The 15,534-nt window shown below is 68.9% G+C and carries 16 protein-coding genes; 9 read left to right on the top strand and 7 right to left on the bottom strand.

Translation table 11 applies throughout. The features are described from left to right. Positions 1-59 precede the first annotated feature (59 nt). Positions 60-593, bottom strand: coding sequence for a porin family protein (locus tag MZV50_RS12865; RefSeq protein WP_252635051.1), 534 nt, complete (start codon positions 591-593; stop codon positions 60-62). Between the two features lie 238 nt (positions 594-831). On the opposite strand from MZV50_RS12865, the gene MZV50_RS12860 reads away from it, so the two are divergent. Next, the gene (locus MZV50_RS12860) at positions 832-1,947 is read left to right on the top strand and encodes a beta-ketoacyl-ACP synthase III (protein ID WP_252635050.1); all 1,116 of its coding nucleotides are present in this window, start codon (positions 832-834) and stop codon (positions 1,945-1,947) included. Positions 1,948-1,974: 27 nt separating this feature from the next. On the opposite strand, the gene MZV50_RS12855 is transcribed toward MZV50_RS12860, so the two are convergent. Next, positions 1,975-2,430: a nuclear transport factor 2 family protein gene (locus MZV50_RS12855; protein ID WP_252635049.1), complete on the bottom strand. Its 456-nt coding sequence runs from the start codon at positions 2,428-2,430 to the stop codon at positions 1,975-1,977. A gap of 174 nt (positions 2,431-2,604) precedes the next feature. Here MZV50_RS12855 and tcyJ point away from each other — a divergent pair, with 174 nt between their 5' ends. The 6 genes from tcyJ (at position 2,605) to MZV50_RS12825 (ending at position 8,175) form a co-directional block, all read left to right on the top strand. Further along, complete coding sequence (tcyJ, locus tag MZV50_RS12850; RefSeq protein ID WP_252635048.1) at positions 2,605-3,390, top strand: cystine ABC transporter substrate-binding protein; 786 nt, start codon at positions 2,605-2,607, stop codon at positions 3,388-3,390. Between the two features lie 4 nt (positions 3,391-3,394). Then, a complete protein-coding gene (gene tcyL, locus MZV50_RS12845) occupies positions 3,395-4,054 on the top strand; it encodes a cystine ABC transporter permease (protein WP_252635047.1) in 660 nt (219 codons plus the stop codon). Continuing rightward, positions 4,051-4,791 carry an amino acid ABC transporter ATP-binding protein gene (locus tag MZV50_RS12840; protein ID WP_252635046.1) on the top strand — a complete coding sequence of 247 codons (741 nt, stop codon included), beginning with the start codon at positions 4,051-4,053 and terminating at the stop codon, positions 4,789-4,791. Before tcyL ends, MZV50_RS12840 begins: the two co-directional genes overlap by 4 nt. Before the next feature lie 132 nt (positions 4,792-4,923). Continuing rightward, positions 4,924-5,226 carry a hypothetical protein gene (locus MZV50_RS12835; RefSeq protein WP_252635045.1) on the top strand — a complete coding sequence of 101 codons (303 nt, stop codon included), beginning with the start codon at positions 4,924-4,926 and terminating at the stop codon, positions 5,224-5,226. 52 nt (positions 5,227-5,278) lie between these two features. After that, complete coding sequence (recG, locus tag MZV50_RS12830) at positions 5,279-7,360, top strand: ATP-dependent DNA helicase RecG (protein WP_252635044.1); 2,082 nt, start codon at positions 5,279-5,281, stop codon at positions 7,358-7,360. Positions 7,361-7,383: 23 nt separating this feature from the next. After that, a complete protein-coding gene (locus MZV50_RS12825; protein WP_252635043.1) occupies positions 7,384-8,175 on the top strand; it encodes a class I SAM-dependent methyltransferase in 792 nt (263 codons plus the stop codon). On the opposite strand, the gene MZV50_RS12820 is transcribed toward MZV50_RS12825, so the two are convergent. Next, positions 8,172-9,119 carry a DUF808 domain-containing protein gene (locus tag MZV50_RS12820; RefSeq protein WP_252635042.1) on the bottom strand — a complete coding sequence of 316 codons (948 nt, stop codon included), beginning with the start codon at positions 9,117-9,119 and terminating at the stop codon, positions 8,172-8,174. The genes MZV50_RS12825 and MZV50_RS12820 overlap by 4 nt on opposite strands. Positions 9,120-9,231: 112 nt before the next feature. On the opposite strand from MZV50_RS12820, the gene MZV50_RS12815 reads away from it, so the two are divergent. After that, positions 9,232-10,197, top strand: coding sequence for a phosphotransferase family protein (locus tag MZV50_RS12815; protein ID WP_354668940.1), 966 nt, complete (start codon positions 9,232-9,234; stop codon positions 10,195-10,197). Beyond that, on the top strand, positions 10,194-10,571 hold the full coding sequence (locus tag MZV50_RS12810) for a DUF6285 domain-containing protein (protein WP_252635041.1): 378 nt from the start codon (positions 10,194-10,196) through the stop codon (positions 10,569-10,571). Before MZV50_RS12815 ends, MZV50_RS12810 begins: the two co-directional genes overlap by 4 nt. On the opposite strand, the gene MZV50_RS12805 is transcribed toward MZV50_RS12810, so the two are convergent. From MZV50_RS12805 to rfaD, 4 genes are all read right to left on the bottom strand, one after another. Next, a complete protein-coding gene (locus tag MZV50_RS12805) occupies positions 10,565-11,707 on the bottom strand; it encodes a DUF3089 domain-containing protein (RefSeq protein ID WP_252635040.1) in 1,143 nt (380 codons plus the stop codon). The genes MZV50_RS12810 and MZV50_RS12805 overlap by 7 nt on opposite strands. 44 nt (positions 11,708-11,751) lie before the next feature. After that, positions 11,752-12,954, bottom strand: a complete 1,203-nt coding sequence (locus MZV50_RS12800; protein ID WP_252635039.1) for an acetyl-CoA acetyltransferase — start codon at positions 12,952-12,954, stop codon at positions 11,752-11,754. A 12-nt stretch (positions 12,955-12,966) separates the two neighbouring features. Then, on the bottom strand, positions 12,967-14,433 hold the full coding sequence (locus tag MZV50_RS12795; protein ID WP_252635038.1) for an OB-fold domain-containing protein: 1,467 nt from the start codon (positions 14,431-14,433) through the stop codon (positions 12,967-12,969). A 98-nt stretch (positions 14,434-14,531) separates the two neighbouring features. After that, complete coding sequence (gene rfaD, locus MZV50_RS12790) at positions 14,532-15,533, bottom strand: ADP-glyceromanno-heptose 6-epimerase (RefSeq protein WP_252635037.1); 1,002 nt, start codon at positions 15,531-15,533, stop codon at positions 14,532-14,534. Position 15,534: the final 1 nt, after the last annotated feature.

Below are 15,534 nucleotides of genomic sequence, written 5' to 3'. Positions count from 1 at the left end.
TAGACAAGCGAACGGCGCGCCCCGCGAAGGGCGCGCCGAGCCTGTCGATCGATAGACGACTAGAAGTGGCGGACGTAGCCCACCGACACCGTGTTCGAGCTCAGATCGCTCTTGGTGTACTCGGACTTGGTCCAGTCGGCGCGGATGCCGTTCTTGCCATCCAGCTTGTACTCGGCGCCGACGCCGTAGTTCCAGCTCTCGCGGCTGCCGTCGAATTGCGTGGCGACCGGATTGTTGGTGTCGAACTTGGTCGTGCCGTAGCCGACGCGGCCCAGCAGGTCGAGGTTCGGGGTCACCGGCAGGTAGCCGACGGCGTAGGCGGCCGCCTGGTGCTCGACCTTCACCTTGGCCGGACCGCCGGGCGTGTAAGTCGTGTCACTGTCGACGCCGCCGGCCACTTCGGCCTCGACGCCGAAATTAGGCGTAAACTTGGCGCCCACGCGACCTTGAATAGCGCCGGTGTCAGCGCCCTTCGTCCGAGTTTGGCCATAGTTTACCGAACCATAGACATCGGTCGTATTCTGAGCCTGAGCGAACATCGGAGTCGCGAGAACCGAACCAGCGACCAGGGTAGTGGCGATGAGAGTCTTCATTGTTGTACTCCTAATCTACTCGTAGTCTTCAGCTCCCTCAGCCAGCCTAGGGCTAGGCGGATAACGCGGCGGGCATGCGGCGGTTCACGGCCGCGTTTAAGGTCATTGCGTGTCGTTGCCGAAAAGCCGCAGGGATGACGGGGCCCTCTTCCATGCTATCTACGGGCTCAAACAAGCGTCAGAACGCGGGCTCGTCCCACCGAGGATGAGGTCCGCGCGTATCATCGGGACCGCCGTCTTGCCGCAAGCCGTCATCGCCGCCACGGGGCTGTTCACCCCGCCCCACAGCATTTCGAACGCCGAGCTCGTGGAGGCCTTCAACACGTTCGTCGAGCGCTTCAACACCGCCAACGCCGACGCCATCGCGGCCGGCGAAGTGGTCGCCCTGGCCCCCTCCTCGCCCGAATTCATCGAGAAGGCGTCCGGCATCAAGTCGCGCTTCGTGATGAACAAGGACGGCATCGTCGATCCCGAGATCATGCGCCCGGTCATCCCCGAGCGCTCGAACGACGAGCTGTCGATCCTGGCCGAGATGGCGGTGAAGGCCGCCGAGCAGGCGATCGCGCGCTGGGGCAAGCCGGTCAGCGAGATCGGCGCGGTGATCTGCGCGGCCTCGAACATGCAGCGCCCCTACCCGGCCATGGCGATCGAGATCCAGCAGGCCCTGGGCATCGAGGGCTTCGCCTTCGACATGAACGTCGCCTGCTCGTCGGCCACCTTCGGCATCAAGACCGCCGCCGACTTCGTCACGACCGGCAGCGCCAAGGCGGTGCTGATGGTCAACCCCGAGATCTGCTCGGGCCATCTGAACTTCAAGGACCGCGACAGCCACTTCATCTTCGGCGATGTCGCCACGGCGGTGATCGTCGAGGACGCCGACCAGGCGACCGACGGCTGGGAGATCCTGGGCACGCGGCTGAAGACCCAGTTCTCGAACAACATCCGCAACAACTTCGGCTTCCTGAATCGCGCGGCCCCGGAAGGGATCGACGCCAAGGACAAGCTGTTCGTCCAGGAAGGCCGCAAGGTGTTCCGCGAGGTGGTGCCGATGGTCAGCGAGATGATCGTCGAGCACGCGCGCGATCTCGATATCGACCCCGCGACGCTGAAGCGCCTGTGGCTGCACCAGGCCAACATCAACATGAACGAGATGATCGGCCGCAAGGTGCTGGGCCGCGATCCGGCCCCCGGCGAGAACGTCATCATCCTGGACGAATACGCCAATACCAGTTCGGCAGGCTCGATCATCGCCTTCCACACCGCCAACGACGACTTCGCGCCGGGCGAGACGGGCCTGATCTGCAGCTTCGGCGCCGGCTATTCGGCCGGCACGGTGTTCGTCAGGAAGCGGTAGGTTGGGGCCGGCGCACGGCCTGGCGGGTCACTCGACCCGAACAACGTGCGCCGAAATCGCTTTCCACGCCCCGCCACGCTTCACATAGACATCGGCGAAGTCGTTGAGGCTGGCGAACGGCCCATCCGCGCCCTTGCCGCTCATGCGCGTGCGGGCGCGCAGCACGGCGACGTCGCCGATCACCACGATCTTCACATCCTCCCAGCTCACCGCCTCGATCGTCCGCGCCGGATTGGTCGCCAGCTTGAGCACGTCACCCTTGGTCATGATCCGGCCGTTCGGATAGATGCCCTGGAAGTCGTCGCCTAGGATCCTGTCCAGCGCCGCCGCGTCCCGGGTCTTGTAGGCCGTCAGCCACTGGGCGTTCAGCGCTTCGAGCGCGACGACGTCGGGCGACTTGGCGGCGGCCTCCGGCGCGGTCTGGGCATGGGCGGACAGCGGGGCGGCGGCCAGCAGGGCGAGCGAGACAATCAGGGCCTTCAAGGTCGTGTCTCCAGTTGCGGGGAAGCACCGGGGACTGCGTCCAGACTTCGCGCTCCGGGTCAGCTTAAATCGCGGTCATGATCGCGGCGCGGCGCGCCAGGCGCTGTTCGGGCTGGCGAACGACGCGGTCCCGTATAGAACTGAGCCGGATTGTTCCGCCCCAAGGTCGTTCCGATGCGATTCCCCGCCCGCCGCGCCGTGCTTTCCGGTCTTGGCCTCGCCCTGATCGCCGCCTGCGGCAAGAAGCCCAAGGCCGGCGCCACCGGCTGGGAGCGGATCAAGGCGTCCGGAACCCTGCGCGTCGGGCTGGAAGGCACCTATCCGCCGTTCAACTTCCAGGACAAGTCCGGGCAGCTGGCCGGCTTCGAGGTCGACTTCGCCAAGGCCCTGGCCGCCCAGTTGGGCGTGAAGCCCGCGTTCAGCCCCGCGCCGTTCGCCGGCCTGCTGGGCGCGCTGGAATCGGGCCGCGTCGACGTGGTGATCAACCAGATCACCATCACGCCCGAACGCCAGGCCAAGTACGACTTCTCCGAGCCCTACACGGTCTCGGGCATCCAGATCATCAAGCTGAAGGACAAGCCTGGCCTGGAGAAGCCCGAGGATCTGGCCGGCAAGAAGGTCGGCGTCGGCCTGGGCACCAACTACGAGCAGTGGGCCCGCGCCAACGCGCCGACGGCCGACATACGCACCTATGACGATGATCCAACCAAGTACCAGGACCTGCGCGCCGGCCGCATCGACGCGGTGCTGAACGACCGCCTGGTCGCCGCCGACTTCGTCAAGACCTCGCCGGAGTTCGTCGCTTCGGGCCCGCCGTTCGCCGCCCAGGGCGCGGGCGTGGCCATGAAGAAGGATCCCGGCCTGAAGGTGGTGATCGACCAGGCCATCAACGCCCTGCGCGCCAACGGCGAACTGACGGCGATCTCGCAGCGGTGGTTCGGCGCGGACGTCACCCGCTAGGCCCATGGAGACTGGTCTCGACCTGCTGCGCCAGTCCGCGCCCCTGCTGCTGAAAGGCGCCGGCTACACGGTTCTGCTCAGCGTCATCGGCATGGGCGTGGGCGTCGTGCTGGGCTTCGGCCTGGCTCTGATGCGACTGTCGCGCACGCCGCTGCTGCGCTGGCCGGCGGCGGTCTATGTTTCGGCCTTTCGGGGCACGCCGCTCCTGGTGCAGCTGTTCCTGATCTACTACGGCCTGCCGCAGTTCGGGCTGGAAATGCCGCCGCTGGCCGCCGCCGGGATCGGCTTCTCGCTGAACATCGCCGCCTATGCCTGCGAGATCCTGCGCAGCGCCATCGCCGCGGTCGACAAGGGCCAGTGGGAAGCCGCCAGCGTGCTGGGCATGAGTCGCGGTCAAACCCTGCGCCGGGTGATCCTGCCCCAGGCGGCCCGCACCGCCGTGGCGCCGCTGTCCAACAGCTTCATCGGCCTGGTCAAGGACACCTCCCTGGCCGCCACCATCCAGGTGCCGGAGCTGTTCCGCCAGACCCAGCTGATCACCGCCCGCACCTACGAGATCTTCACCATGTACCTGGCCGCGGCGGCCATCTACTGGATCGTCTCCACGATCCTGGCGGCCGTGCAAGGCCGCCTCGAGCGCCGCGCCTCGGAGGGCCGGCGATGAGCGCGATCGACGCCAGGGACCTCCGGAAGAGCTTCGGCGACACGCCCGTCCTGGCGGGCGTCGACCTGACCGTCGTGCCCGGGGAGGTCGTGGCCGTGATCGGCCCCAGCGGCTCGGGCAAGAGCACCCTGCTGCGCTGCCTGGCGGGGCTGGAGCCGTTGAACGGCGGCGCGCTGACCATCGCGGGCGTGACGAACGGCGGCAAGATTCCGCTGGCCCGGGCGCTGAACGGCCGCGTCGGCTTCGTCTTTCAGAACTTAAACCTCTTCCCGCACCGCACAGCGCTGGAAAATGTGATCGAGGGCCCGATCGTCGTCCGCAAGGCCGATCCCGCGGAGGCCCGCGTCAAGGGAATCGCCCTGCTGGACAAGGTCGGGCTGGGCGGCCGCGCCGACGCCTATCCCGGCGCCCTCTCCGGCGGCCAGCAGCAACGCTGCGCCATCGCCCGCGCCCTGGCCATGGACCCCGAGGTGATCCTGTTCGACGAGCCGACCTCGGCCCTGGACCCCGAGCTGGTGGGCGAAGTGCTGGCCGTGATCCGCGACCTGGCGGCCGAGAAACGCACCATGGTCATTGTCACCCATCAGATGGATTTCGCGAGAGATGTGGCCGACCGAACGATTTTCATGGACGGCGGCGTGATCGTGGAGCAAGGACCGTCCCGCCAGCTTCTCGCGTCGCCGCGCGAGGAGCGGACCCGTCGGTTCCTGGCCAGGTCAGGTGTGCTCCAGCCATAATTTGGCCCACGGCGCGCTTCACGTCCTGCTGGCGCGTTAGGCGAATGCGTAGGCGGCCTCGCTGCTCACACGCGCTCTAAACAATTGAATCCAAAAGCCCTACGCCGGGTGGCTTTTATTGGCGAGGACAGCGTGAAGCCTTACATCGAACTCAAGGGCGCATCGGGCGCCGTGTACCGCTACAAGCTGGCCGAGAACGGTGATCCCAACACCACGATCGCCGGGAACTACGTGTATGTCGACGCCAAGGGGACTGTCGTCTACGCGGGCGAGGCCAACAACCTGATCGACTCCAAGGCCCGCTGGTCCGAGGCCTATGCCCGTCACGGCGCGACCTGGCTGTACACGCGTCTGAACGTCTCGGGCGCCTCGCGCGCCGACGAATATTCGGACATCGTCATCGCCCTGCAGCCGGTCATGAATCAGGGCGACTGATCCTCAGCGAGGACTCTGCCTCCGGGCGCGGGACCGGCTATGGTCCGGTCAGATGCGCCCGGAGATTCTCTTTCCCCTGTTCACCTCGGTGTCCACGCTCAAGGGCGTGGGCCCCCGCGTCGCGCCACTGGTCGAGAAACTGGCCGGGCCGATCACCCGCGATGTGCTGTTCACGGCGCCGACCGGCCTGATCCGGCGAAGCGTGACCACGGTGGACCAGGCCGTCGAGGGCCAGGTCCAGACCTTCATCGTCACCATCGACGCCCACTTTCCGTCGCAACGCCCCAGCCAGCCGTGGAAGATCCGCGCCTGGGACGGGACCGGCTTTCTGACCCTGATCTGGTTCAAGGGCCACGGGCCCCACCTGGAGCGCCAGCATCCCAAGGGCGCGCGTCGCGCGGTCAGTGGCAAGCTCGAGCGCGCCGATGGTTACGCCTCCGAACTGCAGATCGCCCACCCCGACTACATCGTCGACGAGGCGCGGGCCGGCGACATTCCCGAGATCGAGACCGTCTATCCGGCCACCCACGGCCTGCCGTCCCGCACCTTCCGCAAGTTCGCCCTCGAGGCCCTGGAGCGCGCGCCGCAGCTGCCGGAGTGGCAGGACGCCGCCTGGCGCGAGCGCGAGAAGCTGCCCGGCTGGCGCGAGGCGCTGGCCGCCCTGCACGCCCCGACCAGCGAGGCCGACCTGTCGCCCCTGGCCCGCCCGCGCCGCCGCCTGGCCTATGACGAGTTGCTGGCTCACCAGCTGGCCCTGGCCCAGCGCAAGGCCTCGCGCCGTTCCACGCCTGGCCCGCGCATTCCGTCTGGGGCCCTGTCGGACGCGGCCGAGAAGGCCCTGCCCTTCAAGCTGACCGGCGCCCAGATCCGCAGCCTGTCCGAAATTCGCGGCGACATGGCCTCCGGCGAACGGATGAGCCGGCTACTGCAGGGCGACGTGGGCTCGGGCAAGACCGTGGTGGCCATGCTGGCCATGGCCGACGCCGCCGACGCCGGCTTCCAGTCTGCACTGATGGCCCCGACCGAGATCCTGGCCCGCCAGCACTTCGAGACCATCGCCGCGCCGTTCCAGGCGCTGGGCCTGTCGGTGATTCTGCTGACCGGTCGCGACAAGAGCGCTGGGCGCTCGGCCAAGCTGCTGGGCCTGGCGGACGGAACCCATCAGGTCGCGGTCGGCACCCACGCATTGTTCCAGGACGACGTCGTGTTCGATCGCCTGGCCCTGACCATCATCGACGAGCAGCACCGCTTCGGCGTCAACGAGCGCCGCCGCCTCCAGGACAAGGGCGAAGGGGTCCACCTGCTGGCCATGTCGGCGACGCCGATCCCGCGCACCCTGGAGCTGACCGTCTTCGGCGATCTGGACGTTTCGCGCATCGACGAGAAGCCACCCGGCCGCACGCCCGTCGCCACCCGCGCCGCGCCGACGCCGCGCGTGCCCGAGATCGTCGAGCGCCTGCGCGGCGCCATCGCCGGCGGGGCCCAGGCCTTCTGGATCTGCCCTCTGGTCGCCGAGTCCGACAAGGTCGACCTGCGCGCCGCCGAGGACCGCGCCGCGGATCTCTCCCGCCACCTGCCCGGTGTCGGCCTGGTGCACGGCCAGATGCCCGCGACGGAGAAGGACGCGGTCATGCAACGCTTCGTCGACGGCGAGGTCAGCGTGCTGGTCGCCACCACGGTGGTCGAGGTCGGGGTCAATGTCCCCAATGCCAGCATCATGGTCATCGAGCACGCCGACCGCTTCGGCCTGGCCCAGCTGCACCAGCTGCGCGGCCGGGTCGGCCGCTGGGCGCGGGAGAGCTCATGCGTGCTGCTCTACGATCCGCCGCTGTCCGAGGTGGCCCAGCAGCGCCTGGACATCCTGCGTCGCAGCGACGACGGCTTCGAGATCGCCGAGAAGGATCTGGAGCTGCGCGGCGGCGGCGACCCGCTGGGCCTCAAGCAGAGCGGCTTTCCGGCCTACCGACTGGCCGATCCCGTCGCCCACCGCGACCTGATCGCCGTCGCCGCGGATGACGCGAGGCTGATCCTGGCCCGCGACCCGGAGCTGGCCGCACCGCGCGGCCAGGCCCTACGGATGCTGCAGGAACTGTTCGACTGGAAACCGGCCTCGCCGCTGAACGAGGCGGGTTGAGGCCAAGACCCTGGAGATCCGTGATGCTGACCAAGGATCAAGAATATCTCCGAGACCGCCAATACCGCGACGCGTCCAAGCTGGAAGCCCGCTCGCGCCTCCACCGCAAGTATGGCCGCGACGACTGGTATCCCTGGCTGGTCGAACACGGCCATTGGCCCGACGGCGGCGCGTGCCTCGATTCCGGCTGCGGAGCCGGCGCCTTCTGGCGCGCGGAAGCGTCACGCCTCCCGACAAGCCTGTCGATCCGCCTGCTGGACCTGTCGCCTGGCATGGTCGCCACGGCGGTCGAGGCCGCGCGCAGCGTCGGCCGTTGGCATGATGTCCAGGGCAAAATAGCCGACGCCTCGGCCCTGCCGTTCGAGGACGGCGCGTTCGACACGGCGCTGGCGATCCATATGCTCTACCACCTGCCCGATCCCGCGAAGGGCGTCGCCGAACTGCGTCGCGTCCTGAAGCCAGGCGGCGTGGCGCTCATCGCTCTGAACGGTCGTGACAATATGCGTGAACTGGGCGACCTGCGCCGTCAGGTGCTGCCCGATACGAGTCCTCATCAACTGCCGCTCGATGTGGCCGACGCCGAGCCGCTGCTCCGCAGCGCCTTCGCCGAGGTCGAGTTGATCCCCTATCCTGACGCCCTCAGCTGCACCGATCCGCAGGACGTTATCGATTACCTGCTCAGCATGCCGCCGCTGGAAGCCGCGCCGGAGGAGACACAGGTCACCCTCGCCGACGTCGTGCGGGCCGCCTTCGAACGCCAGGGCGGCGTCTTGAAAATCGGCAAGGCGGTGGGCCTGTTCCGCTGCCGTCCCTAGTGCTCCGCCGCCGCGCCCTTGCGGTGATGCCAGAGGTGCATCAGGCCGGCCAGCACGCCGCCGATGACGAGGCCGACCACGGCGGAGCCCAGCGCGAAGGCCAGCCAGCCGGTCACCGCCCCCACGCCCGGAACCTGGCCGGCCCAGTGCGAGAAACCTTCGACCCAGTGCGGCACGGGGGTCAGGTGGAACGTCTCCAGGCCGTGGACGATGATGCCGCCGCCGACCCACAGCATGGCCGCCGTGCCGATCAGGGTCAGGGCCTCCATGGTCCACGGCATGGCCTTGACCAGCCCCCGTCCGAAACCACGAAGTCCGCGCGACTTCCCGCGCGACAGGTGCAGCCCGATGTCGTCCATCTTCACGATCAGGGCCACCGCGCCATAGACGCCGATGGTCAGCAGCACGCCGACGACGGCCAGCGCCGCCGCCTGCATCGCCAGGTCCAGGTGGGCGACCTCGGCCAGGGCGATGGCCATGATCTCGCCGGACAGGATCAGGTCGGTGCGGATCGCGCCGTCGACCTTCTGCTTCTCCAAGGCGGGGCCGGCCAGGGCCAGTTCCTCGACCGCCTCGCCCTCCGACTCGGGGGTGAAGGCCTCCAGGATCTTCTCGGTGGCCTCGAAGGCCAGATAGGCGCCGCCGACCATCAGGATCGGCGTCACGGCCCACGGCGCGAAGGCGCTGAGCAGAAGCGCGCCGGGCAGCAGGAACAGCAGCTTGTTGCGCAGCGAGCCCAGGGCGATCTTCCAGACGATCGGCAGCTCGCGGTCGGGGGTGAAGCCCATGGCGTAGCCGGGCGTGACCGCCGCGTCGTCGACCACCACGCCCACGGCCTTGGTGCCCGCCTTGCCCGCGGCCGCGCCCACGTCGTCCAGCGAGGCGGCGGCGATCTTGGTGATGGCCGCGACGTCATCGAGGAGCGCGGCAAGACCGGAGGGCATTGGTAATCCTAAACAGCGAGAGTTGAGTCCTCGTTGCGTAAGGCGCGCCGGGCTCGCCGTAAAGCGTGAGAGGGCTTGCCTGACGTCGGGTGAAGGCTGGAAGCTTTCCGCCATGGACGTCGCCGCCGCCCTCGACCGCCTCGCCCCGCGCCTGTCGCCGACCGCGACGCGCGCGTTGAACGCCCGTCGCCTGTCGGGCGGAGCCAGCCTGGAGACCTGGGCCTTCGATCTGGACGACGCGACGCCCCTGATCCTGCGCCGGCAGCCTGACAGCGCCATCCCGCGCGAGACCGCCCTGCCGCTGGCGGGCGAAGCCGCCCTGATCCGCGCCGCCGACGCCGCTGGCGCGCCGGCGCCCCGCGTTGTCCACGTCTGCGAACCGGGCGACGATCTCGGCGAGGCCTATGTCATGCGCCGCCTGGAGGGCGAGACCCTGGGCCGCCGCATCGTTCGCGACGAAGCCTTCGCCGCCGTCCGGCCGGGCCTGGCGCGCCGCTGTGGCGAGGTGCTGGCCAGGATCCACGCCATCCCGACCGAGGGCCTGCCGCCGCTGGCGACCTCGGACGCGCGCGGCGAGCTGGCGCGCTATGAGGCCGTCTATCGGCAAATGGGCGCGGCGCGGCCGATCCTGGAGGCGGCCTTCCGTTGGCTGGAGGCCATCGCGCCGCCGCCGCCCGAACGGCCGGTGCTGGTGCATGGCGACTTCCGCAACGGCAATCTGATGATCCATCCCGAGGGCGGCCTGGTCGGCGTGCTGGATTGGGAGCTGGCCCACCTGGGCGACCCGGCGGAGGATCTGGGGTGGATCTGCGTCAACTCCTGGCGCTTCGGCGAATGGAAGAAACCCGTCGGCGGCTTCGGCGACTATGCCGACCTGCTAGACGGCCACGGCGGCGACATAGCGCTGGACCGCGTCCGGTTCTGGCAGGCCCTGGGCTCGCTGAAATGGGGCGTCATGTGCCTGATGATGTACCAGAGCTTCGCCACCGGCGCGGACCGCTCGATCGAACGCGCCATGATCGGCCGACGCGCCAGCGAGACCGAGATCGACCTGGTGGCCCTGATGGAGGCGGCATGACCTCCCATCCCACCGCCGCGGAACTGTCCGAAGCCGTAGCCGCCTTCGAGGCGGAACCCGTCCTTCCCGGCGACGTCCGCCAGGCCTTCCTGGCCCGGGTGACCGACAACGCCCGCGCCACCTTGGCCCGCGAGGCCGAGCACGGCGCGCGACTGGAGGCCGAGGCGGTTGAACGGCTGACGGCCCTGCTGGGCCAGGCAGGCGACTTCGCCGCGCTGAACGCCAGGCTTTGCGAGGCGCTCAGGGACGGCGCGATCGATCCGCTGGACCCCGCCCTGCTGGCCCACCTGCGCGCCACGGCGGTCGGCCAGATCGCCATCGACCAGCCCGGCTATGGCGGTCTGGCGGCCCTGCTCGCCGCCGAAGCCTATTGAGGCGAAGCCACGGCTGGCGGACGGCCGGTCATCGCCGCAACCCGCGCCAGGGCGTCGGCCTCCAGGTCGGCGTAGAACAGGTTGTAGGCGTCGACCTTGCGCCGGTCGGCCCACGAGCCGCTGTCGCGCAGCGAGCTGGACTTGGGCTTGCTGGTGCGCAGCACGCCGTTCTCGCAGCGCGCGGCGACCTCGCGTTGCAGGAAGGCCGGACGGGCGCCCCAATCCAGCCCCGTGGCGTTGGTCGCTCCCAGGTTCAGCCGCGCCGGCGCCCGCTCGGGCGAGACGGCGCCGAGCAGCGGATTGAAGCACAGGGGCGTGCGCCCCTCGAGGTTGACCAGTTGGTCCGAGCGGTCCCAGACCAGCGACCGACCGATCAGTTCCTGCACGCGCTGGAAGTCGCCTTCCGGCGCTGAGATCCAGGCGGCCACGCAGCCGGTCTCGGCCTTGCGCTCGCAGGCCGGCAAGGGCGCGTCGGGCGCGTACTCGTCGGCGGGCGCGGCGGTCTCGATCAGATAGGCGGCCACCAGGCGGCGCTTGAGCTCGGGCTTGGTGGCGATCTCCTCGCGCAGCAGGCGCGCGGCCAGAGAGCCGCCCTGCTCCACCCCGACGATGACGAAGGGCCGGTCCTGGCCATAGCGGACCAGATAGGTCCGGAAGGCCTGCAATACATCGCCATAGGCGAAGCGGCGCGCCTCGCGGGCGTCGTCGCGCAGGGTCAGATAAGTATAGAGGCTGGCCTGCCGGTAGCGTGGCGCGAACACCCGCCCGACCCGATCGAACGGTCCGGCGTAGTTCGGGATCACCACGCGCGACAGGAAGCGCTGGGCCTTGGGCTGGTCGATGTCGCCGTTCCAGTCGCGGCCGCCGTCGAAGGTGGTCGGATGGACGAAGAATACATCGACCGGCCTGTCGGCAGGCGCCGGGCCCTCGGGGCTACGAGGCAGCAGCGCCCACGAAACGGCCTTGCCATAGTCCGGCGCGGGCGGCGGACGATAGGTCAGGAACGGGACCTTGGGGTCCAGGGCGTTGCTGAGGATGTCGTAGCGCCACACGAAGGCCGGCGCGAGGATCAGCGCCAGCAACAGCACCGCCCCGGCGAAGATCCAACGCTTGAAGCCTTTGAACGGACCGCCCATGAATCCTGGGTACACCAAGGCCCGCCAGGCTTTAAGCCCCTTTCCTACGCCCCTTCCTGGCCGATGATGGCCACCGAGCAGACATTGCTGGCCGGGGCGCCGCCCAGGTTGTGCGTCATGCCGAAGACCGGGTTCGAAAGCTGCCGCTCGCCGGCCCGTCCCTGCAGCTGCAGGTACATCTCGTACAGCATTCGCAGGCCCGAGGCGCCGATCGGATGGCCGAAGCACTTCAGGCCGCCGTCGATCTGGCATGGCACCCCGCCGTCGGCGTCGTAGAAGCCGTCCAACACGTCGCGCCAGCCTTGGCCCTCCGGCGAGATGAACAGGTCCTCCATCGTCACCAGCTCGGTGATCGAGAAGCAGTCGTGGACCTCCATCATCGAGATCTGCTCGCGCGGCCGCTCTATGCCGGCCTCCTTGTAGGCCTTGCCGGCGGCGATGCGGGCGGTGTGGAAGTGGCTGCCGTCCCAGCCGTTGTACTGGCTCTCGTAGCCGTTCGAGACCGACAGCTGCAGGGCCTTGACGGTGACGAGGTCGTGCTTGCCCAGCGCTCGAGCGATCTCGGGCGTGGTGACGATCGCGGCGGCCGCGCCGTCCGAGACCCCGCAGCAGTCGAACAGGCCCAGCGGCTCGGCGATCATCGGCGCGGCGAGGGCCTGCTCGGCGGTGATCGGCTTGCGCAGGTGGGCTTTGGGGTTCTTGGCGCCGTTGGCGTGGCTCTTGACCGAAACGTGGGCGATGGCGCGCTTCAGGTCGTCCTTCGAAACCCCGTGCTTGGCGCGGTAGGCGCTGGCCAGCTGGGCGAAGTTGCCTGGCGCCGAGCCGTTCGGCATGACCTGCGGATTAAGCGTGCCGGGATTGGCCACCGGCAGGCCGCCGTAACCCGTGTCCTTCAGCTTCTCGACGCCGACGGCCAGGGCGATGTCGGCCGCGCCGGCCGCCACGGCGTAGACCGCGCCCCGGAAGGCTTCCGAACCCGAGGCGCAGAAGTTCTCGACCCGGGTGACGGCGATGTTGGGCAGGCGCAGGGCGATCGACAGCGGCGTGCCGCCCTTGCCCGAACCAATCTCGTCGATGTGCGTCGAAAACCAGGCCGCGTCCAACTGGCTCGGCTCGATCCCGGCGTCCTGCATCGCCTCCAGATAGGCCTCGACCATCAGGTCGTCGGGCCCAGCGTCCCAGCGCTCGCCGAACTTGCTGCAGCCCATCCCGAGGATGGCGACCTTGTCCCGGATACCCTGCGGCATGATCGGTCTTCCTTATTCGGCGGCTTGAGAGGCTTGAGCGGCGATCGCGGCTCGGTCCGGCGTGGCCTTCCAGAAGTAGCGGACAAAGCCGCGCTTCTCGTCGACCTCCTTGATGCGGAACACCATCCGCACCGGCAAACCCGTCTCGACATCGCCCGGCGCGACGTCGGTGATGTCCATCATGATCCGCCCGCCGCCCTCGAAGACGATCATGCCGTAGTGGTTGGGCGGAGCCATTGAGAAGGTCAGGTAGTCGGCCGAATAGCTGAGCACGCTGGCCCGGCGCTCGGCGAAGCGGTAAGGCTCCTGGGTGTCAACGGCGGGGTTGTTCGGCGCGACCGAGATGCGGGTGCGGGGGAACTGGACGACGCCGGTCTCGCGGCAGCGACCGCCGACGAGACCCAGGATCATGTCCTCGTTGCGATAGAGGGTGGTCAGGGCCGTCTTGTTGTCCTTCTCGGCCCGCATGCCCTTGTCCCATTCGACCAGGCCGTTGAAGGTCAGGAACTTCAGGTAGTTGGTCTCTTCCTGGCGATCGACCAGAGAGCCCGTGACGCCGCGCGCGGGGCGCTGGCCCTGGCCGGTGGCGCGGAACACCAGCGCCTCGGCGCCTTGGCCGAACTGGGCGACCAGGATGACCGCGCCCGCCTTGGCCTCTTCCAGCGCGTGCGCCAGCATGATCGGCCCGTGCGCGCAGCCGGCCTCGCCCATCACGGCGGCCAGGTTGTCGCGGACGGCTTCTGGCCGGATTCCGACCGTCTTGGCCACGGTCGCGGCCATGCCGGCGAAGGTCGAGGGAAAGCAGAAGTGATCGACGTCGGAAGCCTTTAGGCCGGCGACTTCAAGCGCCTTCCTGATCGCCGGCGGGACCAGCTTGACGACGCCCTCGTCGCGGATCCAGCGCTCCTCCCAGTAATAGTCGAAGCCGCCGTCGTCGCCGCGGAAGTGGTCGACAAAGTCGTCAGTGACGCTGCCGCGCCCCAGCAGCTCGGCCGCGCCAGGTTCGTCGGAGACGACGAAGGCCGCCGCGCCATCGCCGAAATCCAGCTCCTGGGCCGAGACCGCGCGGGCCCTTCGGTGCTCGCCGACCGCGACCAGAGCTTTGCCGCCCGCCGCCAAGGCCTGGCCCAGCGCCGTCAGCCCACAGCGCTGTGAGCCGGTGACATCGCTGGCGGCGATCGACTTTTCCAGGGTCAGGGCCGCCGAGACGATCCCCGCGTTCAGCCGGTCGGCGAACGGCGCGGTCGTCGAGGCGAAGTAGAGGCTGTCGATGTGCGAGCGATCGTCTTCGGGGCCCAGGGCGTCGCGGGCCGCCTCGACCGCCATGGTCAGGGCGTCCTCGTCCCAGTTGGCCATCGCGCGCTCGCCCTTGCCCTTGGCCTTCAGGTTCGGCGCGACCCAGGCATTGGCCTCGGTCACCGCCTTGCGGCTCAGACGCAGACGCGGCGCATAGGCGCCCCAGGCGGCGATACCGGCCATGAGCAACTCCCTGACGTCGAGGTTCGCGCCTCGATCTCAGGGCCAGCCTACGCCCACGGCCGCCACCGGCAACCGTGCCCTTGGGTCATCTATAGCGGTCAGCGATAGGGATCGTCGGTGTTCAGGTAGCCCGCCACGTAGTCGGCCACGCCATCCTCCAGCGCGGTCATCGGCGCGTTGTAGCCGGCGGCCCGCAGGCGGCTCATGTCGGCCTGGGTGTAGTACTGGTACTTGCCGCGCAGCACCTCGGGCATGTCGATATAGGTGATGTCCGGTGTGCGGCCAGCGGCCTCGAAGGTCGCCACGGCCAGGTCGCGGAACGAGCGCGCATGGCCCGAGCCCAGGTTGAAGACGCCGTTCACGGCGGGGCTCCTGGACAGCCAGGCGATTACGTCGACCGCGTCGCGGACATAGACGAAGTCGCGCAGCTGGCCGCCGTCCTCGTAGTCCGGATGGTGCGACTTGAAGAGCTTGACCCCCTCGCCGGCCGCGACGCGCGGCCAGATCTGGGCGACGACCGACTTCATGCCGCCCTTGTGGTCCTCGTTGGGGCCGTAGACGTTGAAGAACTTCAAGCCCGCCCACTGGGCCGGGGCGCGGCCGCGATGGGCCTCGCGCACGGCGTAAATGTCGAACAGGGCCTTGGACCAGCCATAGGCGTTCAGCGGCCGCAGGGCCTGCAGCGAGGCCAGGTCGTCCTTGCCCTCGAAGCCCAGGCCGCCGTCGCCATAGGTCGCGGCCGACGAGGCGTAGGTCAGACGCTTGCCGTGCTCGACGCACCAGTCCCACAGGTCGCGGGACAGGACGAAGTTGGACTGCACGATCTTGTCGGCGTCCTGCTCGGTGGTCGAGGACACCGCGCCCATGTGGATGATCAGCTCGACCTCGGAGCCCCGCTTGGCCAGCCAGTCGAACAACTGCTCGGGCGCGACGAAGTCGGCGATCGGGTGCTTGGCGATGTTGCGCCACTTGCCCGAGCCCGCGTCGCGCAGATGGTCACAGACCACGACGTCCAGGGCCGGATCCTCGCAGAGGCGCGCGACGACGTTCGACCCGATGAAGCCCGCGCCGCCGGTGACGAGAACGATGCGACGGCTCATC

The organism is Caulobacter segnis, from assembly GCF_023935105.1.
Lineage (GTDB): Bacteria > Pseudomonadota > Alphaproteobacteria > Caulobacterales > Caulobacteraceae > Caulobacter > Caulobacter segnis_B.
Note: the sequence above shows the minus strand (reverse complement) of the source record. Positions and strands in the feature narration are given on the sequence as shown.